The organism is Streptomyces sp. f51 (assembly GCF_037940415.1).
In the GTDB taxonomy this organism is placed as follows: Bacteria; Actinomycetota; Actinomycetes; order Streptomycetales; family Streptomycetaceae; genus Streptomyces.
Map to the genome: position 1 here is coordinate 4,383,296 of NZ_CP149798.1, position 23,923 is coordinate 4,407,218.

A 23,923-nucleotide genomic window follows, 5' to 3' on the forward strand; every position below is an offset into this window, starting at 1 on the left:
GCGAACCCCCGAGTGCCAGAGCGTTTTAATCGAGACAAAGGACTACTGAGTAGCCATGGCGGGACAGAAGATCCGCATCCGGCTCAAGGCCTACGACCACGAGGTCATCGACTCCTCGGCGAAGAAGATCGTCGAGACGGTGACGCGCACTGGTGCGTCGGTCGCGGGCCCGGTGCCGCTGCCCACTGAGAAGAACGTGTACTGCGTCATCAAGTCGCCGCACAAGTACAAGGACTCTCGCGAGCACTTCGAGATGCGCACGCACAAGCGCCTCATCGACATCCTCGACCCCACGCCCAAGACCGTTGACTCCCTGATGCGACTCGACCTCCCGGCCGGTGTCGACATCGAGATCAAGCTCTAGGGATCGGTGATCTGAGAATGGCTAAGCAGATCAAGGGCATCCTCGGCGAGAAGCTCGGCATGACGCAGGTGTGGGACGAGAACAACCGTGTTGTTCCCGTCACCGTCGTCAAGGCCGGCCCGAACGTCGTGACCCAGGTTCGTACGAACGACGTCGACGGCTACGAGTCCGTCCAGATCGCGTTCGGCGAGATCGACCCGCGCAAGGTGAACAAGCCCCTCAAGGGCCACTTCGCGAAGGCCGACGTCACCCCCCGCCGCCACCTCGTCGAGATCCGTACCGCTGACGCCAGCGAGTACACCCTCGGCCAGGAGATCACCGCTGAGGTGTTCGAGGCCGGCATCAAGGTGGACGTGACCGGCAACAGCAAGGGCAAGGGCTTCGCCGGTGTCATGAAGCGTCACAACTTCAAGGGCCTCGGCGCCGGACACGGTGTCCAGCGCAAGCACCGCTCCCCCGGCTCCATCGGTGGCTGTGCCACCCCGGGCCGTGTGTTCAAGGGCGTCCGCATGGCGGGCCGCATGGGCAACGAGCGGGTCACCACCCAGAACCTGACCGTTCACGCCGTTGACGCGGAGAAGGGCCTGCTCCTCATCAAGGGAGCGATCCCTGGTCCGAACGGCGGCCTCGTCCTGGTCCGTACCGCGGCCAAGGGGGCCTGAGGACATGAGCACCATTGACATTCTGTCGCCCTCCGGCGACACCGCCGGGACTGTAGAGCTCCCGGCCGAGATCTTCGACGTCGAGAAGATCAGCATCCCGCTGCTTCACCAGGTTGTCGTCGCGCAGCTGGCCGCGGCCCGTCAGGGCACGCACAAGGTCAAGCGTCGTGGCGAGGTCCGTGGTGGTGGCCGCAAGCCTTACCGCCAGAAGGGCACCGGCCGCGCCCGTCAGGGTTCGACCCGCGCGCCGCAGTTCGCCGGCGGTGGCGTCGTCCACGGCCCCACCCCGCGTGACTACTCGCAGCGGACCCCGAAGAAGATGAAGGCCGCGGCCCTGCGCCACGCCCTCACCGACCGGGCCCGCAACGCTCGCATCCACGTCATCACCGGCGTGATCGAGGGCGAGACCCCCTCCACCAAGGCCGCGAAGAGCTTCCTCGGCAAGGTCAGCGAGCGCAAGAACGTGCTCCTGGTCATCGAGCGCTCCGACGAGGCCGCGCTGCTCTCCGCGCGCAACCTGCCCCAGGTCCACATCCTGGAGCCGGGCCAGCTGAACACGTACGACGTTCTCGTCTCGGACGACGTGGTCTTCACCCAGGCCGCTTTCGAGTCCTTCGTGTCTGGCCCCCAGGCCGCTGACACCGAAGGGAGCGAAGCCTGATGGCTACGCGTCACCCGAGCATTGCCTCGAAGGCCGCCAAGGCCGCCAAGGCCGCGCGCGTCGCCAAGGCGAAGCGCCACGAGGCCGAAGGCAAGAACACCGTCGAGACCCCGCTGAGCAAGAGCTTCACGGATCCCCGTGACGTCCTCCTCAAGCCGGTCGTCTCGGAGAAGAGCTACGCGCTGCTCGACGAGGGCAAGTACACCTTCGTCGTGGACCCGCGGGCCAACAAGACCCAGATCAAGCAGGCCGTCCAGGCGGTCTTCTCGGTCAAGGTCACCGGGGTCAACACGATCAACCGTCAGGGCAAGCGCAAGCGCACCAAGACGGGCTTCGGCAAGCGTGCTGACAGCAAGCGCGCGATCGTGACCCTCGCTGAGGGCGACCGTATCGACATCTTCGGCCAGGCCTCCTAACGGAGCGCCCTGGTCCGAATATCGGACGAGGACTGAGAAATGGGAATCCGCAAGTACAAGCCGACTACGCCGGGCCGTCGTGGCTCCAGCGTCGCCGACTTCGTCGAGGTCACGCGGTCCACGCCGGAGAAGTCGCTGGTCCGCCCGCTGCACAGCAAGGGCGGCCGTAACAACGCCGGTCGTGTGACCGTTCGCCACCAGGGTGGCGGACACAAGCGCGCCTACCGAGTGATCGACTTCCGTCGTCACGACAAGGACGGCGTGCCGGCGAAGGTCGCGCACATCGAGTACGACCCCAACCGCACCGCGCGCATCGCGCTGCTGCACTACGCGGACGGCGAGAAGCGCTACATCCTCGCCCCCCGCAACCTGTCGCAGGGTGACCGCGTCGAGAACGGTCCTGGGGCCGACATCAAGCCGGGCAACAACCTGGCGCTCCGCAACATCCCGGTCGGTACCACGATCCACGCGATCGAGATCCGTCCCGGTGGCGGCGCCAAGTTCGCCCGCTCCGCCGGTGCCTCGGTGCAGCTGCTCGCGAAGGAGGGCACGATGGCCCACCTTCGTATGCCTTCCGGCGAGATCCGCCTGGTCGACCAGCGCTGCCGCGCCACGGTCGGCGAGGTCGGCAACGCCGAGCAGAGCAACATCAACTGGGGTAAGGCCGGCCGTAAGCGCTGGCTGGGCGTTCGCCCGTCCGTCCGCGGTGTGGCGATGAACCCGGTTGACCACCCGCACGGTGGTGGTGAGGGCAAGACCTCCGGTGGTCGCCACCCGGTCTCCCCGTGGGGTCAGAAGGAGGGTCGTACTCGTTCGCCGAAGAAGGCTTCGAACAAGTACATCGTCCGCCGCCGCAAGACGAACAAGAAGCGCTAGGAGCGGGTTTAGATGCCGCGCAGTCTCAAGAAGGGACCCTTCGTCGACGGACACCTTGTAAAGAAGGTGGACGTACAGAACGAAGCCGGTACCAAGAACGTCATCAAGACCTGGTCCCGTCGCTCGATGATCATCCCGGCCATGCTCGGCCACACGATCGCGGTGCACAACGGCAAGACCCACATCCCGGTGTTTGTCACCGAGTCGATGGTCGGCCACAAGCTCGGCGAGTTCTCGCCGACGCGCACCTTCCGGGGTCACGTCAAGGACGACCGGAAGTCGAAGCGCCGCTAACGCGGGGTGGAATCGACCATGACAGACACTGGAAGGACAACCATGGAAGCCAGGGCCCAGGCGCGGTACATCCGCGTTACGCCCATGAAGGCCCGCCGAGTGGTGGACCTTATCCGTGGCATGGATGCCACGGAGGCTCAGGCGGTCCTGCGTTTCGCCCCGCAGGCCGCGAGCGTGCCGGTCGGCAAGGTGCTTGACAGCGCCATTGCCAACGCCGCGCACAACTACGACCACACCGACGCCGACAGCCTCTTCATCTCCGAGGCGTACGTCGACGAGGGTCCGACCCTGAAGCGGTTCCGGCCGCGTGCCCAGGGCCGTGCCTACCGGATCCGCAAGCGGACCAGCCACATCACCGTGGTCGTCAGCAGCAAGGAAGGAACCCGGTAATGGGCCAGAAGGTTAACCCGCATGGGTTCCGGCTCGGCATCACCACGGACTTCAAGTCCCGCTGGTACGCCGACAAGCTGTACAAGGACTACGTCAAGGAAGACGTCGCCATCCGTCGGATGATGACGTCCGGCATGGAGCGCGCCGGCATCTCGAAGGTTGAGATCGAGCGCACCCGTGACCGTGTGCGGGTGGACATCCACACCGCGCGTCCGGGCATCGTCATCGGCCGCCGTGGCGCCGAGGCCGACCGCATCCGCGGCGACCTCGAGAAGCTCACGGGCAAGCAGGTCCAGCTGAACATCCTCGAGGTCAAGAACCCCGAGACGGACGCTCAGCTGGTTGCTCAGGCCGTTGCCGAGCAGCTTTCCTCCCGCGTCTCCTTCCGCCGCGCCATGCGTAAGAGCATGCAGTCGGCGATGAAGGCGGGCGCCAAGGGCATCAAGATCCAGTGCGGCGGCCGCCTCGGCGGCGCCGAGATGTCCCGCTCGGAGTTCTACCGCGAGGGCCGTGTGCCCCTGCACACGCTCCGCGCGAACGTCGACTACGGCTTCTTCGAGGCCAAGACGACCTTCGGCCGCATCGGTGTGAAGGTCTGGATCTACAAGGGCGACGTCAAGAACATCGCCGAGGTCCGCGCCGAGAACGCCGCTGCCCGTGCCGGCAACCGCCCGGCCCGTGGCGGCGCTGACCGCCCGGCCGGCCGCGGTGGCCGCGGTGGCGAGCGTGGCGGTCGCGGTCGTAAGCCGCAGACGGCTCCCGCTGCCGAGGCCCCCAAGGCCGAGGCTCCGGCTGCCGCTCCGGCTGAGAGCACCGGAACGGAGGCCTGACCGACATGCTGATCCCCCGTAGGGTCAAGCACCGCAAGCAGCACCACCCGAAGCGCCGTGGTCAGGCCAAGGGCGGCACGCAGGTTTCGTTCGGCGAGTACGGCATTCAGGCCCTCACGCCGGCGTACGTGACGAACCGCCAGATCGAGGCCGCTCGTATCGCGATGACCCGTCACATCAAGCGTGGCGGCAAGGTCTGGATCAACATCTACCCGGACCGCCCGCTCACCAAGAAGCCTGCCGAGACCCGCATGGGTTCCGGTAAGGGTTCCCCCGAGTGGTGGATCGCGAACGTGCACCCGGGCCGGGTCATGTTCGAACTGTCCTACCCCAACGAGAAGATCGCCCGTGAGGCCCTCACTCGCGCAGCCCACAAGCTGCCGATGAAGTGCCGGATCGTCAAGCGCGAGGCAGGTGAAGCGTGATGTCGGCCGGTACCAAGGCGTCCGAGCTGCGCGAACTGGGTGACGAGGAGCTTCTCGCGAAGCTCCGCGAAGCCAAGGAAGAGCTGTTCAACCTCCGCTTCCAGGCGGCGACCGGTCAGCTCGAGAACCACGGGCGGCTCAAGGCCGTCCGCAAGGACATCGCGCGGATCTACACCCTGATGCGTGAGCGCGAGCTGGGCATCGAGACGGTGGAGAGCGCCTGATGAGCGAGAGCAACGTGACTGAGCAGAAGACCGACCGCGGTTTCCGCAAGACCCGCGAGGGTCTGGTCGTCAGCGACAAGATGGACAAGACCGTCGTCGTCGCCGTCGAGGACCGCGTGAAGCACGCGCTGTACGGCAAGGTCATCCGCCGTACCAGCAAGCTCAAGGCCCACGACGAGCAGAACGCCGCCGGCGTCGGCGACCGCGTCCTCCTCATGGAGACCCGGCCGCTGTCCTCGACGAAGCGCTGGCGCATCGTCGAGATCCTCGAGAAGGCCAAGTAAGTACCTCAGGGGTTTCCCTGAGGTTGGTTCCGCCAGGCTCGGGGCGGGGTCGCGATGAGCGCCCCCGCCCCGGGAACCGGCAGACAAACAGGAGATAGACGTGATCCAGCAGGAGTCGCGACTGCGTGTCGCCGACAACACTGGTGCGAAGGAAATCCTTTGCATCCGTGTGCTCGGTGGCTCCGGTCGCCGCTACGCGGGCATCGGTGACGTGATCGTCGCCACCGTCAAGGACGCGATCCCCGGCGGCAACGTGAAGAAGGGTGACGTCGTCAAGGCCGTCATCGTTCGCACCGTCAAGGAGCGCCGCCGTCCGGACGGCTCGTACATCCGCTTCGACGAGAACGCCGCCGTCATTCTGAAGAACGACGGCGACCCTCGCGGCACCCGTATCTTCGGCCCCGTCGGCCGTGAGCTGCGCGAGAAGAAGTTCATGAAGATCATCTCGCTCGCGCCGGAGGTGCTGTAAGCATGAAGATCAAGAAGGGCGACCTGGTTCAGGTCATCACCGGTAAGGACAAGGGCAAGCAGGGCAAGGTCATCGCGGCCTTCCCCCGCGAGGACCGCGTCCTGGTCGAGGGTGTCAACCGGGTCAAGAAGCACACGAAGGCCGGTCCGACCGCCAAGGGTTCCCAGGCCGGTGGCATCGTCACGACCGAGGCGCCCGTCCACGTCTCCAACGTCCAGCTGGTCGTTGAGAAGGACGGCAACAAGGTCGTCACGCGCGTCGGTTACCGCTTCGACGACGAGGGCAACAAGATCCGCGTTGCCAAGCGGACGGGTGAGGACATCTGATGGCTACCACCACCACTCCGCGTCTCAAGACGAAGTACCGCGAGGAGATCGCGGCGAAGTTGCAGGAAGAGTTCTCCTACGAGAACGTCATGCAGACGCCGGGCCTCGTGAAGATCGTGGTCAACATGGGTGTCGGCGACGCCGCCCGTGACTCGAAGCTCATGGACGGTGCCGTCCGTGACCTGACCACGATCACCGGTCAGAAGCCGGCCATCACCAAGGCCCGCAAGTCCATCGCGCAGTTCAAGCTGCGTGAGGGTCAGCCGATCGGTGCCCACGTCACCCTCCGTGGCGACCGCATGTGGGAGTTCCTGGACCGCACCCTGTCGCTCGCGCTCCCGCGCATCCGCGACTTCCGTGGTCTGTCCCCCAAGCAGTTCGACGGCCGTGGCAACTACACCTTCGGTCTCACGGAGCAGGTCATGTTCCACGAGATCGACCAGGACAAGATCGACCGTACCCGGGGCATGGACATCACCGTGGTGACCACGGCGACCAACGACGCTGAGGGCCGCGCCCTTCTCCGTCACCTCGGCTTCCCCTTCAAGGAGGCGTAAGCGAGATGGCGAAGAAGGCTCTGATTGCCAAGGCTGCTCGTAAGCCCAAGTTCGGTGTGCGTGGCTACACGCGCTGCCAGCGCTGCGGTCGTCCGCACTCCGTGTACCGCAAGTTCGGCCTCTGCCGCGTGTGCCTTCGTGAGATGGCTCACCGTGGCGAGCTGCCGGGCGTGACCAAGAGCTCCTGGTAGTCCCCGTAATTCTGGGATTCCAGGGCTCTCGGTAAGCAATGGGCTCTGTCGGGTGCCCAGCTCTCCATGGCTTAGGCTAGGAGGGTTGGGCGCCTGACGCCCGTACGACTTACTACGCCGTAGGTCCCCGCACCGCACCCGTCCCGCCCATGAGTGGGGAGAGGGATGGCGCATACAGGAAACCCCGGCGAGAGAGGCCGAAGGCCAATTCATGACCATGACTGATCCGATCGCAGACATGCTTACGCGTCTGCGTAACGCGAACTCGGCGTACCACGACACCGTGGGTATGCCGCACAGCAAGATCAAGTCGCACATCGCGGAGATCCTCCAGCAGGAGGGCTTCATCACGGGCTGGAAGGTCGAGGACGCCGAGGTCGGCAAGAACCTCGTTCTCGAGCTGAAGTTCGGCCCGAACCGTGAGCGCTCCATCGCGGGCATCAAGCGGATCTCCAAGCCCGGTCTCCGGGTTTACGCGAAGTCCACCAACCTGCCCAAGGTGCTGGGCGGCCTCGGCGTGGCGATCATCTCCACGTCGCACGGGCTCCTCACCGACAAGCAGGCCGGCAAGAAGGGCGTAGGCGGAGAAGTCCTCGCCTACGTCTGGTAGCGGAAGGGAACGGAGGAAACAGCTATGTCGCGTATTGGCAAGCTCCCCATCACGGTTCCCGCCGGCGTGGACGTCACCATCGACGGCCGTACGGTCTCGGTCAAGGGCCCCAAGGGCTCCCTGACCCACACCGTCGTGGCGCCGATCGAGATCGCCAAGGGTGAGGACGGCGTTCTGAACGTCACCCGCCCCAACGACGAGCGTCAGAACAAGGCCCTCCACGGCCTGTCCCGCACGCTGGTGGCGAACATGATCACCGGCGTGACCGAGGGTTACGTGAAGAAGCTCGAGATCAGCGGTGTCGGTTACCGCGTTCTGGCGAAGGGCTCCAACCTGGAGTTCTCGCTCGGCTACAGCCACTCGATCACTGTCGAGGCCCCCGAAGGCATCACCTTCAAGGTCGAGAACCCGACGCGGTTCTCGGTCGAGGGCATCGACAAGCAGAAGGTCGGCGAGGTTGCGGCCAACATCCGCAAGCTGCGCAAGCCCGACCCGTACAAGGCCAAGGGCGTCAAGTACGAGGGCGAAGTCATTCGTCGCAAGGTCGGAAAGGCGGGTAAGTAAGCCATGGCATACGGTGTCAAGATTGCTAAGGGCGACGCTTACAAGCGTGCTGCCATCAAGCGTCGTCACATCCGGATCCGTAAGCACATCTCGGGTACGGCTGAGCGTCCGCGCCTGGTCGTGACGCGCTCCAACCGTCACATCGTGGCCCAGGTCATCGACGACGTTAAGGGTCACACCCTCGCGTCGGCGTCGACCCTGGACACCACGATCCGCGGTGGCGAGGCCGACAAGTCGGCTCAGGCGAAGTCGGTCGGCGCCCTGGTCGCCGAGCGCGCCAAGGCCGCCGGTGTCGAGGCTGTCGTATTCGACCGTGGTGGCAACCAGTACGCCGGGCGCATCGCCGCCCTGGCGGACGCCGCCCGCGAAGCCGGACTCAAGTTCTGAGTCGCCCGTCGCGCTAGCGACTTGATTGTCGCTGCGTAGCTAGCGGAAAAAGAGAGAGGTAATCCAATGGCTGGACCCCAGCGCCGCGGAAGCGGTGCCGGTGGCGGCGAGCGGCGGGACCGGAAGGGCCGTGACGGCGGCGCTGCTGCTGCCGAGAAGACCGCGTACGTTGAGCGCGTTGTCGCGATCAACCGCGTCGCCAAGGTTGTGAAGGGTGGTCGTCGCTTCAGCTTCACCGCGCTGGTCGTGGTGGGCGATGGTGACGGCACCGTCGGTGTCGGTTACGGCAAGGCCAAGGAGGTGCCGGCCGCGATCGCCAAGGGTGTTGAAGAGGCCAAGAAGCACTTCTTCAAGGTCCCCCGTATCCAGGGCACCATCCCGCACCCGATCACGGGCGAGAAGGCCGCGGGCGTCGTCCTGCTCAAGCCTGCTTCCCCCGGTACCGGCGTTATCGCCGGTGGCCCGGTGCGTGCAGTGCTCGAGTGCGCCGGCGTTCACGACATCCTGTCGAAGTCGCTCGGTTCTTCCAACGCGATCAACATCGTGCACGCGACCGTGGCGGCCCTCAAGGGCCTCCAGCGTCCCGAGGAGATCGCGGCTCGCCGTGGTCTGCCCCTCGAGGACGTCGCCCCCGCGGCGCTCCTTCGTGCACGTGCCGGGGCGGGTGCCTAATGGCTCGCCTCAAGGTCACGCAGACGAAGTCGTACATCGGCAGCAAGCAGAACCACCGTGACACCCTGCGCTCCCTTGGTCTCAAGGGCATCAACACGCAGGTCGTCAAGGAGGACCGCCCCGAGTTCCGCGGAATGGTTCACACCGTCCGCCACCTCGTGACGGTCGAGGAGGTCGACTGATCATGGCGGAAAACAACCCGCTCAAGATCCACAACCTCCGTCCCGCCCCGGGCGCCAAGACCGCCAAGACCCGTGTTGGTCGTGGTGAGGCGTCGAAGGGTAAGACGGCTGGTCGTGGTACCAAGGGCACGAAGGCCCGCTACCAGGTTCCGGAGCGCTTCGAGGGTGGCCAGATGCCCCTCCACATGCGTCTTCCGAAGCTGAAGGGCTTCCGTAACCCGTTCAAGACCGAGTTCCAGGTCGTGAACCTCGACAAGCTGGGCGCGCTGTACCCGGAGGGTGGCGAGGTCACCGTCGAGGGTCTCGTCGCCAAGGGTGCCGTTCGCAAGAACAGCCTCGTCAAGGTCCTCGGCCAGGGCGAGATCTCCGTGGCGCTCCAGGTGACGGTCGACGCCGTCTCCGGTTCCGCCAAGGAGAAGATCACCGCCGCCGGCGGTACCGTCACCGAGCTCGTCTGATTTCAGCAGGCGTCTCGATGACCTGAACGATCCCGACCGGGGATGCCCACAAAAGGGGCATCCCCGGTTGGTCGTTCCTAGGGGGGCAGTGTCGCCGGTAAGGTGGCCTGCACTGTTAATTTTCGTCCGGCGTGCCTCATGGGAACTCCGGGCGGTCTTTGGCTGTTGGTTAGCTGTCAGTCATCCGTCGAACCTCAAGACTCACCCTCGGACGCGGTAGCGCGGGGGTCGCAGGAGGCACCGTGCTCACCGCGTTCGCCCGGGCGTTCAGGACGCCCGACCTGCGCAAGAAGCTGCTCTTCACGCTCGGCATCATCGTGGTCTACCGGGTCGGTACCCACATCCCGATCCCCGGTGTGAACTACAAGAACGTCCAGTCGTGCATCGACGTGGCCGACTCGAACCGTGGGCTGTTCAGCCTGATCAACATGTTCAGCGGCGGCGCGCTGCTCCAGATCACGATCTTCGCGCTCGGCATCATGCCGTACATCACGGCGAGCATCATTCTCCAGCTGCTCACCGTGGTGATCCCGCGACTGGAAGCCCTCAAGAAGGAGGGCTCGGCCGGCACGGCGAAGATCACGCAGTACACCCGCTATCTGACGGTCGCCCTCGCCATCCTCCAGGGCACGGGCCTGGTGGCCACCGCCCGCAGCGGCGCGCTGTTCTCCGGCTGCCCCGTGGCCAACCAGATCGTGCCCGACCAGTCGATCTTCACCACCATCACGATGGTCATCACGATGACCGCCGGCACCTGTGTCGTGATGTGGCTCGGTGAGCTGATCACCGACCGCGGCATCGGCAACGGCATGTCGATCCTGATGTTCATCTCGATCGCCGCGACCTTCCCGAGCGCGCTGTGGACCGTCAAGGTCCAGGGCAAGCTCGCCGGTGGCTGGATCGAGTTCGGCACGGTCATCGCGGTGGGCCTGTGCATGGTCGGCCTGGTGGTCTTCGTCGAGCAGGCGCAGCGCCGGATTCCGGTCCAGTACGCGAAGCGCATGATCGGCCGCCGTTCCTACGGCGGGACGTCGACCTACATTCCGCTGAAGGTCAACCAGGCAGGTGTGATTCCTGTCATCTTCGCGTCGTCGCTGCTCTACATTCCGAGCCTGGTCGCCCAGTTCTCGAAGAGCAACTCCGGGTGGAAAACGTGGGTCACGCAGAACCTGACCAAGGGTGACCACCCGATTTACATCACCCTGTACTTCCTTCTGATCGTGTTCTTCGCGTTCTTCTACGTGGCGATCTCGTTCAACCCCGAGGAAGTCGCCGACAACATGAAGAAGTATGGTGGCTTCATCCCGGGCATCCGGGCTGGCCGGCCGACCGCTGAGTACCTCAGCTACGTACTCAACCGGATCACCTGGCCGGGTTCGCTGTATCTGGGGCTGATCGCTCTCGTGCCGACGGTGGCGTTGGTTGGTTTCGGGGCAAACCAGAACTTCCCGTTCGGTGGCACCAGCATCCTCATCATCGTGGGTGTCGGCCTCGAGACGGTGAAGCAGATCGAGAGTCAGCTTCAGCAGCGCAATTACGAAGGGTTCCTCCGCTGATGCGAATCGTCCTCGTCGGGCCGCCCGGTGCCGGGAAGGGAACGCAGGCCGCGTTCCTCGCCAAGAATCTGGCGATCCCGCACATCTCCACGGGCGACCTCTTCCGCGCCAACATCTCTCAGCAGACGGAACTCGGCAAGCTGGCGAAGTCCTACATGGACAAGGGCGAACTGGTGCCGGACGAGGTCACCATCGCCATGGCCAAGGACCGCATGGAGCAGCCCGACGCCGAGAGCGGCTTCCTTCTCGACGGCTTCCCGCGCAACGTCTCGCAGGCCGAGGCGCTGGACGAGATGCTCGGCACCGAGGGCATGAAGCTGGACGCGGTGCTGGACCTGGAGGTCCCCGAGGACGAGGTGGTCCGCCGTATCGCGGGCCGTCGCATCTGCCGCAACGACTCCTCGCACGTCTTCCACGTGTCGTACAAGGCGCCGAAGCAGGAAGGCGTCTGTGACGTCTGCGGCGGCGAGCTGTACCAGCGTGACGACGACTCCGAGGAGACCGTCCGTACGCGGCTCGAGGTCTACCACACGCAGACCGAGCCGATCATCGACTACTACCGCGCCCAGAGCCTGGTCGTCACGATCCCGGCGCTCGGCAAGGTGGAAGACGTCACGGCGCGCTCGATGGAGGCGCTGGCCCGCGAGGACGCCTAAGTCCGTGCGCGGTCCGCTCCGGGGTGCTCAGGCACCGCGGGGGGCGTGAAAGAGTTACGTCGCATCGGCCGCGGCACCCTCACCGGGTGCCGCGGCCGACGTGCGAGGCGGGCAGGGCGAGGTCCCTGTGCGCGACGGGGTCCCATGACCCCGGGCGGGGCGGGTCGAGTCCCCCGTATCGTTGGAGTAGTCCGCAGTTCCGGTCCAGAAAGGCCGCAGCCACCATGGTGCAGATCAAGACCCCCGAGCAGATCGCCAAGATGCGTGAGGCGGGGCTGGTCGTCGCGGCCATCCATGCGGCCACGCGGGAAGCGGCCGTGCCCGGTGCGACGACCCGGGATCTGGACGAGGTCGCGCGCAAGGTGCTCGACGAGCACGGCGCGAAGTCGAACTTCCTCGGGTACGGCGGTTTCCCGGCGACGATCTGCACCTCGGTCAACGAGGTCGTCGTCCACGGCATCCCGGACGACAAGACCGTCCTGAAGGACGGCGACATCATCTCCATCGACGCCGGCGCGATCGTGGACGGCTGGCACGGTGACGCCGCGTTCACCGCCTTCGTGGGCTCCGGGCACGCCCCGGAGCTGATCGAGCTCTCCCGGGTGACGGAGGAGTCGATGTGGGCGGGCATCGCGGCCATGAAGACGGGCGGCCGCCTGGTCGACATCTCCCGGGCCATCGAGACCTACATCCGCCGCCAGCCCAAGCCGGGCGGCGGCAAGTACGGCATCGTCGAGGACTACGGCGGCCACGGCATCGGCACCGAGATGCACATGGACCCGCACCTGCTGAACTACGTCGAGCGCAAGCGGGGCAAGGGGCCGAAGCTGGTTCCCGGCCTGTGCCTGGCGATCGAGCCGATGGTGTCGCTCGGCACACCGCGGACCGAGGTGCTCGAGGACGACTGGACCGTGATCACCACGGACGGCACCTGGTCCTCGCACTGGGAGCACTCCGTGGCGCTGACGCCCGAGGGCCCGCTCGTCCTCACGGCTCCCGACTGCGGCCGGGCCAAGCTCGCCGAGTACGGGGTCACGGCGGCGCCGGATCCCCTCGCGGGCTGACCCGACCGCCCGGTTGTTCGCAGGATCACGTGACATCGATCCTGTGTTCGATATCGCGGGGCGTATTTCGCCCGCCTCATTTCCTCGACGGCCGTGCAATCGGCCCGCCCCGCCCCTCGCGCATACCGCGCCGAAGGGTGGGGCATCGTCATGAGTAGCGATGGCGGACGGAGACCAATTCGTCTTTCCGGGGGCCCTGACGTAGACTGACTCGTCGGCTCTCGTGCACCCGCATGTCTGCATGCGCTCGCACGAAGTCGATCAAGGTAGTCGATTCGAAGGGCAAAGCGTGGCCAAGAAGCAAGGTGCCATCGAGATCGAGGGCACTGTCGTTGAGTCTCTTCCGAACGCGATGTTCAAGGTGGAGCTCCAGAACGGCCACCAGGTCCTGGCGCACATCAGCGGCAAGATGCGCATGCACTACATCCGCATCCTCCCTGACGACCGGGTCGTGGTGGAGTTGTCTCCGTACGACCTGACGCGCGGCCGGATCGTCTACCGCTACAAGTAGATCTTGCCTTGCTCCGTGTTCCCGTTCCGGGGCGCGGGGGGTGGCACTGACCCGGAGAACCTCACCTAATGAAGGTCAAGCCGAGCGTCAAGAAGATCTGCGACAAGTGCAGGGTGATCCGCCGTCACGGTCGGGTCATGGTCATCTGCGAAAACCCGCGCCACAAGCAGCGCCAGGGCTGACGCACGACCGCACCTTCTGCACCCGCAGATACTTCGCGCGACGCAAGCAGTACATGTTCATACGCAGGATCCAGGGCTGAGTCTCATCAGGCCTGACACCCCCGGTCGGAGGCCGGGGACCCGGTTCGTACCGACTCCTCGATCCCTGGATCAGAGGACGACGGCGGGCGGGATCCGGTTCTGCGGAAGACCTCCGAACGACAACTGGAGCCATTGAATGGCACGCGTTTCCGGTGTTGACATCCCGCGCGAAAAGCGTGTGGAGGTCGCCCTCACCTACGTGTTCGGCATCGGCCGGACCCTTTCCCAGCAGACGCTGGCCGAGACTGGCGTGAACCCCAACACGCGCGTTCGTGACCTCTCCGAGGAGGAGCTGGTCAAGATCCGCGAGTACGTGGACGCCAACATCAAGACCGAGGGTGACCTCCGTCGCGAGATTCAGGCCGACATCCGCCGCAAGGTGGAGATCGGTTGCTACCAGGGTTTGCGCCACCGTCGTGGCCTGCCCGTCCACGGTCAGCGCACCAGCACGAACGCTCGTACCCGCAAGGGCCCGCGTCGCGCCATCGCCGGCAAGAAGAAGCCGGGCAAGAAGTAGTCCTCAGCGGACAACGCTTCATCAGCGGTCTTCGCTGTAGGACCGACCACCTCCCCGTAGGAGAAACAGATGCCCCCCAAGGGTCGTCAGGGCGCCGCCAAGAAGGTGCGCCGCAAGGAAAAGAAGAACGTCGCTCACGGGCACGCTCACATCAAGAGCACGTTCAACAACACGATCGTCTCGATCACGGACCCCTCGGGCAACGTGATCTCCTGGGCCTCCGCCGGCCACGTCGGCTTCAAGGGCTCGCGCAAGTCCACCCCCTTCGCCGCGCAGATGGCCGCCGAGTCGGCCGCCCGTCGCGCGCAGGAGCACGGCATGCGCAAGGTTGACGTCTTCGTGAAGGGCCCGGGCTCCGGTCGCGAGACCGCGATCCGCTCCCTCCAGGCCACTGGCCTCGAGGTCGGCTCGATCCAGGACGTCACCCCCACCCCGCACAACGGCTGCCGTCCGCCGAAGCGCCGCCGCGTCTGACGCACGGCCGCTCGGTCGTCGATCTCGACGGCCCTGTGCTGGACAGAGGTTTTCGGGCGGTACGGCTCCGTAAAAGGGCCGTATCGCCCGTACCCTTGCTGTACCCGGTCTCTTCGGAGGCCAGGTTTTGTCGGGCGTCAAATAGCGGGCGTCCACGAATGAAGGATCTGATCACCACATGCTGATCGCTCAGCGCCCCTCGTTGACCGAAGAGGTCGTCGACGAATTCCGCTCCCGGTTCGTGATCGAGCCGCTGGAGCCGGGCTTCGGCTACACCCTCGGCAACTCCCTGCGCCGCACCCTCCTCTCGTCGATCCCCGGAGCCGCTGTCACCAGCATCCGCATCGACGGTGTCCTGCACGAGTTCACCACCGTGCCGGGCGTCAAGGAGGACGTCACCGACCTGATCCTCAACATCAAGCAGCTGGTCGTCTCCTCGGAGCACGACGAGCCGGTCGTGATGTACCTGCGCAAGCAGGGCCCGGGTCTGGTCACCGCCGCCGACATCGCGCCCCCGGCCGGTGTCGAGGTCCACAACCCCGACCTCGTCCTCGCCACGCTCAACGGCAAGGGCAAGCTGGAGATGGAGCTGACCGTCGAGCGCGGTCGCGGCTACGTCTCCGCCGTTCAGAACAAGCAGGTCGGTCAGGAGATCGGGCGCATCCCGGTCGACTCGATCTACTCGCCGGTGCTGAAGGTCACGTACAAGGTCGAGGCGACCCGTGTCGAGCAGCGCACCGACTTCGACAAGCTGATCGTCGACGTCGAGACCAAGCAGGCCATGCGTCCCCGTGACGCCATGGCGTCGGCCGGCAAGACCCTGGTCGAGCTGTTCGGTCTGGCCCGCGAGCTCAACATCGACGCCGAGGGCATCGACATGGGCCCGTCCCCCACGGACGCCGCCCTCGCCGCCGATCTCGCGCTGCCGATCGAGGAGCTGGAGCTCACGGTCCGCTCGTACAACTGCCTCAAGCGTGAGGGCATCCACTCCGTGGGTGAGCTCGTCGCCCGCTCCGAGGCCGACCTCCTGGACATCCGCAACTTCGGTGCGAAGTCCATCGACGAGGTCAAGGCGAAGCTGGCCGGCATGGGCCTGGCCCTCAAGGACAGCCCGCCCGGATTCGACCCGACCGCCGCCGCCGACGCCTTCGGCGCCGACGACGACGCGGACGCCGGTTTCGTCGAGACCGAGCAGTACTGATCGCCTCCGGCGGGACAGCCGTCCTTGGGCGGTGGTCCCGCCGGACCGATCGCGACGGCCGGCCGGCCGTGGCTGGTCGCGCAGTTCCCCGCGCCCCTGACGGGGCCCGGTTCCTCCGGTGCTGAAAAGTGCCGGATCTTCGACGGGCGATCGCCCGCTCGGACACTGACCTCGGTACCTAGTACGGCCGGGGCAGACACCTAGGAGAAACCATGCCGAAGCCCGCCAAGGGTGCCCGTCTGGGCGGCAGTGCCGCGCACGAGAAGCTGCTTCTCGCGAACCTCGCGAAGTCGCTCTTCGAGCACGGCCGCATCACCACCACCGAGGCCAAGGCCCGCCGCCTGCGTCCCTACGCGGAGCGTCTGGTCACCAAGGCGAAGAAGGGTGACCTTCACAACCGCCGTCAGGTGCTCTCGGTGATCACGGACAAGAGCATCGTGCACACGCTCTTCACCGAGATCGGCCCGCGCTACGAGAACCGCCCGGGTGGTTACACCCGTATCACCAAGATCGGTAACCGTCGTGGCGACAACGCGCCCATGGCTGTCATCGAGCTGGTGGAGGCCCTGACCGTGGCCCAGCAGGCCACCGGTGAGGCCGAGGCTGCGACCAAGCGTGCCGCCAAGGAGACCGAGGCCCCGGCCAAGGTCGAGGACACCAAGGCCGAGGACGCCGTCGAGGCTCCCGCCGAGGAGTCGAAGGACGCCTGAGGCACTGCCTCGCTGTGAGCGGGTCCGTCCCTTCGGGGGCGGGCCCGCTTTCGCGTTCCCGGGGAGGGACCCGGGCCTTGAGAGGATCTAGGTGTGAGTGACGAAGCGGAGCCCGGGTTCGTCCGGGTGCGGTTGGACCTGTCGTACGACGGGAGCGAGTTCTCGGGGTGGGCCAGGCAGGCCGGCGGACGCCGGACCGTGCAGGGCGAGATCGAGGACGCGCTGCGGACGGTGACGCGGACGAGGGACACCACGTACGAGCTGACCGTGGCCGGGCGGACCGACGCCGGAGTGCACGCGCGCGGCCAGGTGGCCCATGTCGACCTGCCGGAAGAGCTGTGGGCCGAGCACCGGGAGAAGCTGCTGAAGCGGCTGGCCGGACGGCTGTCCAAGGATGTGCGGGTGTGGTCGCTCACGGAGGCGCCGGCCGGTTTCAACGCGCGGTTCTCGGCGATCTGGCGGCGCTACGCCTACCGTGTGACCGACGAGCCGGGCGGTGTCGATCCGCTGCTGCGCAGTCATGTCCTGTGGCACGACTGGCCGTTGGACGTGGAGGCCATGAACGAGGCGGCCCGGGGGCTGGTGGGGGAGCACGACTTCGCCGCCTACTGCAAGAAGCGCGAGGGCGCCACGACCATCCGCACGCTCCAGCAACTGAGCCTGGTGCGGGGCGAGGACGGCGTCATCACGGCCACGGTGCGGGCGGACGCCTTCTGCCACAACATGGTGCGCTCGCTGATCGGGGCCCTGCTGTTCGTGGGTGACGGGCACCGCGGGCCGGACTGGCCAGGCAAGGTGCTGGCCGCCGGCGTACGGGACTCGGCCGTTCACGTCGTCCGGCCGCACGGGCTGACGCTGGAGGAAGTCGGCTACCCCGCCGACGAGTTGCTGGCCGCGCGGAACAAGGAGGCGCGGAACAAGCGGACGTTGCCCGGAGCGGCCGGATGCGAGTCCTGCTGACGTCTGCTCGGCGGTGCACGTTGCCACCGATCCCGTGAACCTGAGCGGGCGTCACATGGCGCGCGGGGGAGGGGACGGCGGCCGGATCGTGGCGGCCGCCGTCCGGAGCCGCTACTGGCCAGCCGCGGCCGACGCCTGGGCCTGGCCCCGCCGGCTGATCTGGCGGAACGTGAACTCCGCGAGGTCGTCGCCGGTCGTGAACACCGCGGTGTCCTTCGTCGTCACGTCCTTGCCGTTGGTGAAGCCGGCGAGGGTGAAGTAGCCGTACCGGCCGTAGGCGTTGCGGGTCGAACGGCAGACGGCCGAGTCGCAGAACGCCTTGATGCCGTTGCCGGCGAGCGAGGCGATGATGCTCTTGTCGTTCGTCTCGGCCTTGGCCTTGCTCGCCTGCGCCTCGGTCTCGAAGACCGCGACGCCGACCGTCACCGCCACCCCGTCCTTGACGTAGGTGACGCGCATGAAGCGGGTGCAGCCGTTCTTGGTGAGGACCGGCGGCAGCGTGTCCTTCGCGGCCGAGGCGCAGTTCTTCGTGTCGGCCGTCGGACCCTTGCGGTACACGCGGTCGCCCATGGTGAGCTGCGTGCCGGGGAAGAGGATGTCCGGGCTCAGCGGCGCGGTGTCCTTCTGCGCGCTGGCTATGAACTGCTTGGGATCCAGCGGCGGCGGAGCCGAGGTCGGCTCGAAGGACGGCGCCGGAGTCGTCGCGCCGGGGATGTCCGAACTGGCGGGCAGTTTGGACGGCTGGTTGCCGGCCTCGTTGTTCCCGTTGGCGTTGGCGACCGCCATGGCCACGGCAGCGCCGACGGCGACGGTGGCCACGGCCCCGCCCACGATGAACAGCACCTTGCGGCGCTTGTTGCGCGTCTCGGAAGCCTCCGCCATGGCGGCCCAGTCGGGATTCCCGCTGGAGCGCTGGTTGTTCCACTGAGGCGTTTGCTGAGACCCCGGCTTCCAGGGGTCCCACGGGGGCTGCCCCTGCCCACCCTGCCCATAACTCATGCGCCGCATCTTAGACGGGGGTTGGGGGGTGCCGGTCAGCTCCACCGGGCACTTGAGCCCCTAGCGTGATCTGAATGCGCAAGGGCAAAAGTGACATCTCCGGGTGGTTGGTGCGTAGGGCCTCCTGGCACGCGTGGGCGGCCTCGGTCGTGGTGCTGTGCGCGCATGTCGTGGGCGTCGCGCTGAGCACCTCGGACGGCGGCATGGACAACGCGATCGTCGTGCGGGCGGCGCGGACCTGGCTGAACGGCGGTTCGCCGTACGAGGACCGGCACTTCCTCTATCTCCCGAGCGCGGTGCTCGCGGCCGTGCCGCAGATCCTGCTGCCCCCGGACGCGCTCCGGGTGCTGGTCCCGCTGACGGTGACCGTTCTGCTGCTGGTGGGCTGGCTCTGCGCGCTGCGGGTCCACGGGGTGCCCGGACGCAGCCGGCTCGGAATGCTCGGACCCGCGGTGCTCGCTCTGGGCTTCGCCCCCTTCGGCCATCTGGTCTCGCTCGGCAACTGGACCGTGACCGCCGCGGCGGCTCTGCCGCTCGCCCTGCTGCTGGCCGCGCGGGAGCGGTGGGGGTGGGCCGGGGTGGTCGTCGGCGCGGCCCTGGCCCTGAAGCCGCTGCTCGCGCCGGTGGCCCTCCTCTTCGTCTTCGCGCGCCGCCGCCGGGCCCTGGCCGCGGTGGTCCTGGTGCCGGCCCTGGCGTCCGGCGGGGCGGCGCTGCTCATGCCCGATCCTGCGGCGTTCGTCACACGGACGCTGCCGTTCCTGCTGCGCGGCCACGACGGCTTCGTACGGCTCTACGAGGCCTCTCCGGTGGCCGTTCTGCCGCGTCTCGGCGTGCCGTCCCCCGTCGCGGTCGCGCTCGCCTGCGTGGCGGCGGGGTCCGGGGTGCTGGCCGCGTACCGCCGCTGGTCGCGCGGTGTTCCCGGGCCCTTGCGGCTGGTCGAGACCGCGGTTCTGCTGATGCTCTCGGCGTTCCTGGTGTCCAGACCGTCGTACGACCACTACCTGCTCGTCGTGGTGCCGCTGCTGCTCGCGGGCCTGCCGTATCCCGCCTCGGCGGCCCGTGGACCCTGGTTCTGGCTGGCGCTCGTACCGCAGGTGCCCGGCGCCGACTGGCCCTGGCTGGAAGCGGTGACCCGGCGTTCGTTCCGGGACTGCTTTACCCTGTGTGTAATGACTGCATCGGTGGCGCTTTGGCATCACCGTCATCTGCCGCTCGCCGGACCGGTCCGCTTCGTCGCTCAGCGACGGGAACGACCGGCCACGAGGGCGTGAGCTCTCGCGTTTTGACCCTTCCGGGGCATCGCGGGTAGGCTTGCGGTTCGTTATGTGTATTGGCTTGCTCATTCTCACGTGAGGGGCCCTTACACCGGTCCACCGGGGCCGATGACCAGCGACCAGCACGCGGTATGCGTCACCGCAGTGCGGTCAGGGCTGTCGTGATCGTCCGTGGTGGCCATGTCAGGACCCACTCACTGAAGAAGCGAAGGCTACGACCGTGCGTACGTACAGCCCCAAGCCCGGCGACATCACTCGCCAGTGGTACGTCATCGACGCCCAGGATGTCGTCCTGGGTCGTCTGGCGACCACTGCTGCGAACATCCTGCGGGGCAAGCACAAGCCGATCTACGCCCCCCACGTCGACGCTGGTGACTTCGTCATCATCATCAACGCGGACAAGGTGCACCTCTCCGGCAACAAGAAGACCCAGAAGCTGGCGTACCGCCACTCCGGTTACCCGGGTGGTCTGCGCTCCGTCCGTTACGACGAGCTGCTGGCGAAGAACCCCGAGAAGGCCGTCGAGAAGGCCATCAGGGGCATGGTTCCCAAGAACACCCTGGGCCGTCAGGTGCTCTCGAAGCTGAAGGTCTACGCGGGCGAGAACCACCCGCACGCTGCGCAGCAGCCGGTCCCGTTCGAGATCACCCAGGTCGCGCAGTAGTTCCGGCCACCCCCTAAGACGAAAAAGAATCTGAGGAGAATCGTGGCCGAGACCACCGTTGAGCAGCCGGTCGAAGAGACTGAGCTCGTCGACATCGAGAACTACACCACCGAGTCCGAGGTCCCCGTCGAGGGCGAGTACACCTCGGAGTCGCTCGCGGGCCGCTTCGGCGACCCGCAGCCGGCCGCCGGCCTTGGCCGTCGGAAGAACGCCATCGCCCGCGTCCGGATCGTTCCGGGCACCGGCAAGTGGAAGATCAACGGCCGCACCCTTGAGGACTACTTCCCCAACAAGGTGCACCAGCAGGAAGTCAACGAGCCCTTCAAGGTGCTCGAGCTCGACAACCGCTACGACGTCATCGCCCGCATCGCGGGTGGCGGTGTCTCCGGTCAGGCCGGTGCCCTGCGCCTCGGCGTGGCCCGCGCGCTGAACGAGGCCGACGTGGACAACAACCGCGGCGCCCTCAAGAAGGCCGGCTTCCTCAAGCGCGACGACCGTGCGGTCGAGCGCAAGAAGGCCGGTCTCAAGAAGGCCCGCAAGGCTCCGCAGTACAGCAAGCGTTAATCTTCGCTGCTTGCTTCTGCGCGGAGATACGCGTAGCTCCGAACGCCCCGGCGGCACGGTCATCGTGCTGCCGGGGCGTTCGTTTATCACAGTGGTTGGGCGTATAACGGCACAAGGTGCTCAAAGGCTCATGTGATCGGATGACTCCGTATCCTGCGGGGGACTTCCGTACTTTGCAGCTTTCTCAGGAGGACAAGTGGGACGACTCTTCGGCACGGACGGCGTGCGTGGTGTCGCCAACGCGGATCTGACGGCCGAGCTCGCGCTCGGGCTCTCCGTTGCGGCGGCGCACGTACTCGCCGAGGCGGGCACGTTCGAAGGCCACCGGCCCGTGGCGGTGGTCGGGCGGGATCCGCGTGCGTCCGGGGAGTTCCTGGAGGCCGCGGTGGTCGCCGGCCTCGCCAGCGCCGGTGTGGACGTCCTGCGCGTCGGTGTGCTGCCCACCCCCGCGGTGGCCTATCTCACCGGGGTGCTGGGCGCCGACCTCGGCGTGATGCTCTCCGCCAGCCACAACGCCATGCCCGACAACGGCATCAAGTTCTTCGCCCGCGGCGGGCACAAGCTCGCCGACGAGCTGGAGGACCGGATCGAGGGCGTGTACGAGGAGCACCGCACCGGCGCTCCCTGGGACCGCCCGACCGGCTCGGGCGTCGGCCGCGTGAAGTCCTACGACCAGGGCTTCGACCAGTACGTCGCCCACCTCATCGGAGTCCTCCCGAACCGTCTCGACGGTCTGAAGGTCGTCCTCGACGAGGCGCACGGCGCGGCCGCCCGGGTCTCGCCCGAGGCGTTCGCGCGCGCCGGAGCCGAGATCATCACGATCGGCGCGGCACCCGACGGCCTCAACATCAACGACGGCTGCGGCTCGACCCATCTGGACCTGCTCAAGGCCGCCGTGGTCGAGCACGGCGCCGCCCTCGGCATCGCGCACGACGGCGACGCCGACCGCTGCCTCGCCGTGGACCACACGGGCGAGGAGATCGACGGCGACCAGATCCTGGCCGTTCTCGCGCTGGCGATGCGGGAGCGTTCCGCACTGCGCTCCGACACCGTTGTCGCGACGGTCATGTCCAACCTGGGCTTCAAGCTCGCCATGGAGCGCGAGGGCGTCGCCCTCATCCAGACGGCGGTGGGCGACCGTTACGTCCTGGAGGAGATGAAGGCGCACGGCTACGCCCTCGGCGGCGAGCAGTCGGGGCACGTCATCATCCTCGACCACGCGACCACCGGCGACGGCACGCTCACCGGCCTGCTGCTGGCCGCCCGGGTGGCCCAGACCGGCCGCACGCTCAAGGACCTCGCCTCGGTCATGGAGCGGCTGCCGCAGGTCCTCGTCAACGTCCCCGACGTCGACCGGTCGCGGGTCGGCACCTCCGCCGAACTCGCCGCCGCGGTGGCCGACGCCGAGCAGGAGCTCGGCGCCACCGGACGGGTGCTGCTGCGCCCCTCCGGCACCGAGCCGCTCGTCCGCGTCATGGTCGAGGCCGCCGACATCGAGCACGCCCGCTCGGTGGCCGCGCGCCTGGCCGACGCGGTGAAGTCGGCGCTCGGCTAGCAGCCCCGCACGAAACCGTGAGGCCCGGCACCCCGAAGGTGCCGGGCCTCACACATGTCCAGGGGCGGGCGGCCCGCCGATCCGCACGCCGAGCCGTCCTCCCGCCCGGCGCTTCTTCCGGCGCCGGGCTTCTCCGCTAGGCGGGCTGCCGCCTGCGCTGCGCCGCCCAGAACCATTTCTGGGCCATCAGCGTGAGCGTGCCGGCGACCACGATGCCGAGCAGGTTGAACAGCAACTGCTTGGTGGAGCCCCAGGTCTGGCCCATGTCGCCGTAGCTCAGGGCCACCGCGGCGTTCGCGGCGGCCGGGACCGTCGTCACGGAGATCGCGACACCGACGAGGGCCCCGGACTTCGCGGAGGTCAGCGACAGCATGCCGGCGGCGCCCGCGAGCACCGCGACGACGAACGAGAACCAGTCCGGGGCGTAGACGAACCCGGTGTTGGGGCGCGGCCCCTCCAGCTTCGCCTCGCTGAACAGTCCCACCCCGTCCATGAACAGGCTGAAGAGCACCGTCATCGCCATGGCGATCGCGAAGCCGGCCAGCAACGCCGTCAGGGAGCGCAGGGCGAGGTGCCGTCCCCTCTGCACGATCGCGGTGCACAGCCCGGCCAGCGGGCCGAACTCCGGCCCCACGGCCATGGCTCCCACGATCAGCACCGCGTTGTCGAGCACCACGCCGCAGGCCGCGATCATCGTGGCGATGGTGATGAACGCGACGTAGGTGACCGACAGCGTGGACTCCTCGTGCGTGGCGTCCTCCAGGTGTTCCCAGAGCACCGCGTCGGCGCCCTCGCCCGGGGCCTCCGCCTCGGCCTCGTCGGCCCGCTTCGACAGGGACAGGTCGATGTCCTCGACCGCGATCGAGCCCGTGCGGTCGATACCCATCCTCCGCAGCCCTGCGACGAGCTCGTCGCCCGCCTCGCGAGCGACGTCGCACATCACCACGTCCCCCGCCGGACTGCGGGCCGTGCCGGGGAGCACCACGAGGTGAGCGGTGCCGACCGTGCGCTCGATGAGGCCGACGACGTCGTCGGTCCGGTCCGGGGGCGTGATCAGACGCAGGTGCAGCATGGCCGCACAGTAGCCGCACGTACCGGGGCCGGCCCCGGGGC

At 67.3% G+C, this 23,923-nt stretch carries 37 protein-coding genes; 35 read left to right on the forward strand and 2 right to left on the reverse strand.

Translation table 11 applies throughout. The annotated features are described in order from the left end of the window. Window positions 1-55: 55 nt before the first annotated feature. The 31 genes from rpsJ to truA all read left to right on the forward strand — a co-directional run bounded on the left by rpsJ (window position 56) and on the right by truA (window position 17,754). Window positions 56-364 (forward strand): 30S ribosomal protein S10, encoded by a 309-nt coding sequence (gene rpsJ / locus WJM95_RS19190; RefSeq protein WP_003948644.1) that lies wholly within the window; start codon window positions 56-58, stop codon window positions 362-364. 17 nt (window positions 365-381) lie between these two features. Continuing rightward, on the forward strand, window positions 382-1,026 hold the full coding sequence (gene rplC / locus WJM95_RS19195; RefSeq protein WP_339130939.1) for a 50S ribosomal protein L3: 645 nt from the start codon (window positions 382-384) through the stop codon (window positions 1,024-1,026). A gap of 4 nt (window positions 1,027-1,030) precedes the next feature. Beyond that, the gene (gene rplD / locus WJM95_RS19200) at window positions 1,031-1,687 is read left to right on the forward strand and encodes a 50S ribosomal protein L4 (RefSeq protein WP_037627000.1); all 657 of its coding nucleotides are present in this window, start codon (window positions 1,031-1,033) and stop codon (window positions 1,685-1,687) included. Further along, window positions 1,687-2,103, forward strand: coding sequence for a 50S ribosomal protein L23 (rplW, locus tag WJM95_RS19205; protein ID WP_037626998.1), 417 nt, complete (start codon window positions 1,687-1,689; stop codon window positions 2,101-2,103). Before rplD ends, rplW begins: the two co-directional genes overlap by 1 nt. A 39-nt stretch (window positions 2,104-2,142) precedes the next feature. Beyond that, entirely contained in the window at window positions 2,143-2,979 is an 837-nt protein-coding gene (gene rplB, locus WJM95_RS19210) for a 50S ribosomal protein L2 (RefSeq protein WP_081218889.1), read from the forward strand. Window positions 2,980-2,991: 12 nt separating this feature from the next. Next, window positions 2,992-3,273, forward strand: a complete 282-nt coding sequence (rpsS, locus tag WJM95_RS19215; protein ID WP_024755409.1) for a 30S ribosomal protein S19 — start codon at window positions 2,992-2,994, stop codon at window positions 3,271-3,273. Window positions 3,274-3,315: 42 nt separating this feature from the next. Further along, window positions 3,316-3,663 (forward strand): 50S ribosomal protein L22, encoded by a 348-nt coding sequence (gene rplV / locus WJM95_RS19220; RefSeq protein ID WP_003974262.1) that lies wholly within the window; start codon window positions 3,316-3,318, stop codon window positions 3,661-3,663. Then, on the forward strand, window positions 3,663-4,493 hold the full coding sequence (gene rpsC / locus WJM95_RS19225) for a 30S ribosomal protein S3 (RefSeq protein ID WP_339130940.1): 831 nt from the start codon (window positions 3,663-3,665) through the stop codon (window positions 4,491-4,493). Before rplV ends, rpsC begins: the two co-directional genes overlap by 1 nt. Window positions 4,494-4,498: 5 nt before the next feature. Beyond that, window positions 4,499-4,918 (forward strand): 50S ribosomal protein L16, encoded by a 420-nt coding sequence (gene rplP, locus WJM95_RS19230; RefSeq protein ID WP_010986348.1) that lies wholly within the window; start codon window positions 4,499-4,501, stop codon window positions 4,916-4,918. After that, window positions 4,918-5,142, forward strand: a complete 225-nt coding sequence (rpmC, locus tag WJM95_RS19235; protein ID WP_003998824.1) for a 50S ribosomal protein L29 — start codon at window positions 4,918-4,920, stop codon at window positions 5,140-5,142. Before rplP ends, rpmC begins: the two co-directional genes overlap by 1 nt. Beyond that, the gene (gene rpsQ / locus WJM95_RS19240) at window positions 5,142-5,426 is read left to right on the forward strand and encodes a 30S ribosomal protein S17 (protein ID WP_037626988.1); all 285 of its coding nucleotides are present in this window, start codon (window positions 5,142-5,144) and stop codon (window positions 5,424-5,426) included. Before rpmC ends, rpsQ begins: the two co-directional genes overlap by 1 nt. Window positions 5,427-5,526: 100 nt before the next feature. Then, window positions 5,527-5,895: a 50S ribosomal protein L14 gene (gene rplN, locus WJM95_RS19245; RefSeq protein ID WP_003998823.1), complete on the forward strand. Its 369-nt coding sequence runs from the start codon at window positions 5,527-5,529 to the stop codon at window positions 5,893-5,895. 2 nt (window positions 5,896-5,897) lie between these two features. Next, window positions 5,898-6,221, forward strand: a complete 324-nt coding sequence (gene rplX / locus WJM95_RS19250) for a 50S ribosomal protein L24 (protein WP_006376030.1) — start codon at window positions 5,898-5,900, stop codon at window positions 6,219-6,221. Next, window positions 6,221-6,778, forward strand: a complete 558-nt coding sequence (gene rplE, locus WJM95_RS19255) for a 50S ribosomal protein L5 (protein WP_037626984.1) — start codon at window positions 6,221-6,223, stop codon at window positions 6,776-6,778. The genes rplX and rplE overlap by 1 nt, the downstream gene beginning before the upstream one ends. 5 nt (window positions 6,779-6,783) lie before the next feature. After that, the gene (locus WJM95_RS19260; protein WP_003948630.1) at window positions 6,784-6,969 is read left to right on the forward strand and encodes a type Z 30S ribosomal protein S14; all 186 of its coding nucleotides are present in this window, start codon (window positions 6,784-6,786) and stop codon (window positions 6,967-6,969) included. Between the two features lie 211 nt (window positions 6,970-7,180). Further along, window positions 7,181-7,579 carry a 30S ribosomal protein S8 gene (rpsH, locus tag WJM95_RS19265; protein WP_010986352.1) on the forward strand — a complete coding sequence of 133 codons (399 nt, stop codon included), beginning with the start codon at window positions 7,181-7,183 and terminating at the stop codon, window positions 7,577-7,579. A 24-nt stretch (window positions 7,580-7,603) separates the two neighbouring features. Continuing rightward, a complete protein-coding gene (gene rplF / locus WJM95_RS19270) occupies window positions 7,604-8,143 on the forward strand; it encodes a 50S ribosomal protein L6 (protein ID WP_339130941.1) in 540 nt (179 codons plus the stop codon). A 3-nt stretch (window positions 8,144-8,146) separates the two neighbouring features. Beyond that, window positions 8,147-8,530, forward strand: coding sequence for a 50S ribosomal protein L18 (gene rplR / locus WJM95_RS19275; RefSeq protein ID WP_060901491.1), 384 nt, complete (start codon window positions 8,147-8,149; stop codon window positions 8,528-8,530). Window positions 8,531-8,596: 66 nt separating this feature from the next. Then, entirely contained in the window at window positions 8,597-9,202 is a 606-nt protein-coding gene (gene rpsE, locus WJM95_RS19280; protein WP_006376045.1) for a 30S ribosomal protein S5, read from the forward strand. After that, the gene (gene rpmD, locus WJM95_RS19285) at window positions 9,202-9,384 is read left to right on the forward strand and encodes a 50S ribosomal protein L30 (RefSeq protein ID WP_055553514.1); all 183 of its coding nucleotides are present in this window, start codon (window positions 9,202-9,204) and stop codon (window positions 9,382-9,384) included. The genes rpsE and rpmD overlap by 1 nt, the downstream gene beginning before the upstream one ends. A 2-nt stretch (window positions 9,385-9,386) precedes the next feature. Continuing rightward, window positions 9,387-9,842, forward strand: a complete 456-nt coding sequence (gene rplO / locus WJM95_RS19290; RefSeq protein WP_189190330.1) for a 50S ribosomal protein L15 — start codon at window positions 9,387-9,389, stop codon at window positions 9,840-9,842. Window positions 9,843-10,084: 242 nt separating this feature from the next. Continuing rightward, window positions 10,085-11,398 (forward strand): preprotein translocase subunit SecY, encoded by a 1,314-nt coding sequence (gene secY, locus WJM95_RS19295; RefSeq protein ID WP_339130942.1) that lies wholly within the window; start codon window positions 10,085-10,087, stop codon window positions 11,396-11,398. Continuing rightward, window positions 11,398-12,054, forward strand: coding sequence for an adenylate kinase (locus tag WJM95_RS19300; RefSeq protein ID WP_339130943.1), 657 nt, complete (start codon window positions 11,398-11,400; stop codon window positions 12,052-12,054). Before secY ends, WJM95_RS19300 begins: the two co-directional genes overlap by 1 nt. Before the next feature lie 224 nt (window positions 12,055-12,278). Further along, window positions 12,279-13,118, forward strand: a complete 840-nt coding sequence (gene map, locus WJM95_RS19305; protein WP_339130944.1) for a type I methionyl aminopeptidase — start codon at window positions 12,279-12,281, stop codon at window positions 13,116-13,118. A gap of 289 nt (window positions 13,119-13,407) precedes the next feature. Beyond that, window positions 13,408-13,629 (forward strand): translation initiation factor IF-1, encoded by a 222-nt coding sequence (gene infA, locus WJM95_RS19310; RefSeq protein WP_003948620.1) that lies wholly within the window; start codon window positions 13,408-13,410, stop codon window positions 13,627-13,629. A 68-nt stretch (window positions 13,630-13,697) separates the two neighbouring features. After that, complete coding sequence (rpmJ, locus tag WJM95_RS19315; RefSeq protein WP_003998809.1) at window positions 13,698-13,811, forward strand: 50S ribosomal protein L36; 114 nt, start codon at window positions 13,698-13,700, stop codon at window positions 13,809-13,811. A gap of 217 nt (window positions 13,812-14,028) precedes the next feature. Next, the gene (gene rpsM, locus WJM95_RS19320) at window positions 14,029-14,409 is read left to right on the forward strand and encodes a 30S ribosomal protein S13 (protein ID WP_060901485.1); all 381 of its coding nucleotides are present in this window, start codon (window positions 14,029-14,031) and stop codon (window positions 14,407-14,409) included. A gap of 69 nt (window positions 14,410-14,478) precedes the next feature. Next, window positions 14,479-14,883 (forward strand): 30S ribosomal protein S11, encoded by a 405-nt coding sequence (gene rpsK, locus WJM95_RS19325; protein WP_003956432.1) that lies wholly within the window; start codon window positions 14,479-14,481, stop codon window positions 14,881-14,883. Between the two features lie 178 nt (window positions 14,884-15,061). After that, window positions 15,062-16,084: a DNA-directed RNA polymerase subunit alpha gene (locus WJM95_RS19330; protein ID WP_003966937.1), complete on the forward strand. Its 1,023-nt coding sequence runs from the start codon at window positions 15,062-15,064 to the stop codon at window positions 16,082-16,084. 212 nt (window positions 16,085-16,296) lie between these two features. Beyond that, window positions 16,297-16,794, forward strand: coding sequence for a 50S ribosomal protein L17 (rplQ, locus tag WJM95_RS19335; RefSeq protein ID WP_339130945.1), 498 nt, complete (start codon window positions 16,297-16,299; stop codon window positions 16,792-16,794). 93 nt (window positions 16,795-16,887) lie between these two features. Further along, on the forward strand, window positions 16,888-17,754 hold the full coding sequence (truA, locus tag WJM95_RS19340) for a tRNA pseudouridine(38-40) synthase TruA (protein WP_339130946.1): 867 nt from the start codon (window positions 16,888-16,890) through the stop codon (window positions 17,752-17,754). Between the two features lie 111 nt (window positions 17,755-17,865). On the opposite strand, the gene WJM95_RS19345 is transcribed toward truA, so the two are convergent. Beyond that, window positions 17,866-18,753, reverse strand: a complete 888-nt coding sequence (locus tag WJM95_RS19345; RefSeq protein ID WP_339130947.1) for a hypothetical protein — start codon at window positions 18,751-18,753, stop codon at window positions 17,866-17,868. Between the two features lie 74 nt (window positions 18,754-18,827). On the opposite strand from WJM95_RS19345, the gene WJM95_RS19350 reads away from it, so the two are divergent. The 4 genes from WJM95_RS19350 to glmM all read left to right on the forward strand — a co-directional run bounded on the left by WJM95_RS19350 (window position 18,828) and on the right by glmM (window position 22,810). Continuing rightward, window positions 18,828-20,024 (forward strand): glycosyltransferase 87 family protein, encoded by a 1,197-nt coding sequence (locus WJM95_RS19350; protein ID WP_339130948.1) that lies wholly within the window; start codon window positions 18,828-18,830, stop codon window positions 20,022-20,024. Between the two features lie 223 nt (window positions 20,025-20,247). Next, on the forward strand, window positions 20,248-20,691 hold the full coding sequence (gene rplM / locus WJM95_RS19355) for a 50S ribosomal protein L13 (RefSeq protein ID WP_037626954.1): 444 nt from the start codon (window positions 20,248-20,250) through the stop codon (window positions 20,689-20,691). Between the two features lie 42 nt (window positions 20,692-20,733). Then, window positions 20,734-21,255 (forward strand): 30S ribosomal protein S9, encoded by a 522-nt coding sequence (gene rpsI, locus WJM95_RS19360; RefSeq protein ID WP_339130949.1) that lies wholly within the window; start codon window positions 20,734-20,736, stop codon window positions 21,253-21,255. Between the two features lie 196 nt (window positions 21,256-21,451). After that, on the forward strand, window positions 21,452-22,810 hold the full coding sequence (gene glmM, locus WJM95_RS19365; protein WP_339130950.1) for a phosphoglucosamine mutase: 1,359 nt from the start codon (window positions 21,452-21,454) through the stop codon (window positions 22,808-22,810). Window positions 22,811-22,946: 136 nt separating this feature from the next. Here glmM and WJM95_RS19370 read toward each other — a convergent pair whose 3' ends face one another. Then, window positions 22,947-23,882 (reverse strand): DUF389 domain-containing protein, encoded by a 936-nt coding sequence (locus tag WJM95_RS19370; RefSeq protein ID WP_339130951.1) that lies wholly within the window; start codon window positions 23,880-23,882, stop codon window positions 22,947-22,949. Window positions 23,883-23,923: the final 41 nt, after the last annotated feature.

What these genes read in the sequence shown, in the direction of transcription:
- rpsJ (WP_003948644.1), top strand. Translation starts at nt 56, where the DNA reads ATGGCGGGACAGAAGATCCGCATCCGGCTCAAGGCCTACGACCACGAG.
- rplC (WP_339130939.1), top strand. Translation starts at nt 382, where the DNA reads ATGGCTAAGCAGATCAAGGGCATCCTCGGCGAGAAGCTCGGCATGACG.
- rplD (WP_037627000.1), top strand. Translation starts at nt 1,031, where the DNA reads ATGAGCACCATTGACATTCTGTCGCCCTCCGGCGACACCGCCGGGACT.
- rplW (WP_037626998.1), top strand. Translation starts at nt 1,687, where the DNA reads ATGGCTACGCGTCACCCGAGCATTGCCTCGAAGGCCGCCAAGGCCGCC.
- rplB (WP_081218889.1), top strand. Translation starts at nt 2,143, where the DNA reads ATGGGAATCCGCAAGTACAAGCCGACTACGCCGGGCCGTCGTGGCTCC.
- rpsS (WP_024755409.1), top strand. Translation starts at nt 2,992, where the DNA reads ATGCCGCGCAGTCTCAAGAAGGGACCCTTCGTCGACGGACACCTTGTA.
- rplV (WP_003974262.1), top strand. Translation starts at nt 3,316, where the DNA reads ATGGAAGCCAGGGCCCAGGCGCGGTACATCCGCGTTACGCCCATGAAG.
- rpsC (WP_339130940.1), top strand. Translation starts at nt 3,663, where the DNA reads ATGGGCCAGAAGGTTAACCCGCATGGGTTCCGGCTCGGCATCACCACG.
- rplP (WP_010986348.1), top strand. Translation starts at nt 4,499, where the DNA reads ATGCTGATCCCCCGTAGGGTCAAGCACCGCAAGCAGCACCACCCGAAG.
- rpmC (WP_003998824.1), top strand. Translation starts at nt 4,918, where the DNA reads ATGTCGGCCGGTACCAAGGCGTCCGAGCTGCGCGAACTGGGTGACGAG.
- rpsQ (WP_037626988.1), top strand. Translation starts at nt 5,142, where the DNA reads ATGAGCGAGAGCAACGTGACTGAGCAGAAGACCGACCGCGGTTTCCGC.
- rplX (WP_006376030.1), top strand. Translation starts at nt 5,898, where the DNA reads ATGAAGATCAAGAAGGGCGACCTGGTTCAGGTCATCACCGGTAAGGAC.
- rplE (WP_037626984.1), top strand. Translation starts at nt 6,221, where the DNA reads ATGGCTACCACCACCACTCCGCGTCTCAAGACGAAGTACCGCGAGGAG.
- WJM95_RS19260 (WP_003948630.1), top strand. Translation starts at nt 6,784, where the DNA reads ATGGCGAAGAAGGCTCTGATTGCCAAGGCTGCTCGTAAGCCCAAGTTC.
- rpsH (WP_010986352.1), top strand. Translation starts at nt 7,181, where the DNA reads ATGACCATGACTGATCCGATCGCAGACATGCTTACGCGTCTGCGTAAC.
- rplF (WP_339130941.1), top strand. Translation starts at nt 7,604, where the DNA reads ATGTCGCGTATTGGCAAGCTCCCCATCACGGTTCCCGCCGGCGTGGAC.
- rplR (WP_060901491.1), top strand. Translation starts at nt 8,147, where the DNA reads ATGGCATACGGTGTCAAGATTGCTAAGGGCGACGCTTACAAGCGTGCT.
- rpsE (WP_006376045.1), top strand. Translation starts at nt 8,597, where the DNA reads ATGGCTGGACCCCAGCGCCGCGGAAGCGGTGCCGGTGGCGGCGAGCGG.
- rpmD (WP_055553514.1), top strand. Translation starts at nt 9,202, where the DNA reads ATGGCTCGCCTCAAGGTCACGCAGACGAAGTCGTACATCGGCAGCAAG.
- rplO (WP_189190330.1), top strand. Translation starts at nt 9,387, where the DNA reads ATGGCGGAAAACAACCCGCTCAAGATCCACAACCTCCGTCCCGCCCCG.
- WJM95_RS19300 (WP_339130943.1), top strand. Translation starts at nt 11,398, where the DNA reads ATGCGAATCGTCCTCGTCGGGCCGCCCGGTGCCGGGAAGGGAACGCAG.
- map (WP_339130944.1), top strand. Translation starts at nt 12,279, where the DNA reads ATGGTGCAGATCAAGACCCCCGAGCAGATCGCCAAGATGCGTGAGGCG.
- rpmJ (WP_003998809.1), top strand. Translation starts at nt 13,698, where the DNA reads ATGAAGGTCAAGCCGAGCGTCAAGAAGATCTGCGACAAGTGCAGGGTG.
- rpsM (WP_060901485.1), top strand. Translation starts at nt 14,029, where the DNA reads ATGGCACGCGTTTCCGGTGTTGACATCCCGCGCGAAAAGCGTGTGGAG.
- rpsK (WP_003956432.1), top strand. Translation starts at nt 14,479, where the DNA reads ATGCCCCCCAAGGGTCGTCAGGGCGCCGCCAAGAAGGTGCGCCGCAAG.
- WJM95_RS19330 (WP_003966937.1), top strand. Translation starts at nt 15,062, where the DNA reads ATGCTGATCGCTCAGCGCCCCTCGTTGACCGAAGAGGTCGTCGACGAA.
- rplQ (WP_339130945.1), top strand. Translation starts at nt 16,297, where the DNA reads ATGCCGAAGCCCGCCAAGGGTGCCCGTCTGGGCGGCAGTGCCGCGCAC.
- WJM95_RS19345 (WP_339130947.1), bottom strand. Translation starts at nt 18,753, where the DNA reads ATGAGTTATGGGCAGGGTGGGCAGGGGCAGCCCCCGTGGGACCCCTGG.
- WJM95_RS19350 (WP_339130948.1), top strand. Translation starts at nt 18,828, where the DNA reads ATGCGCAAGGGCAAAAGTGACATCTCCGGGTGGTTGGTGCGTAGGGCC.
- WJM95_RS19370 (WP_339130951.1), bottom strand. Translation starts at nt 23,882, where the DNA reads ATGCTGCACCTGCGTCTGATCACGCCCCCGGACCGGACCGACGACGTC.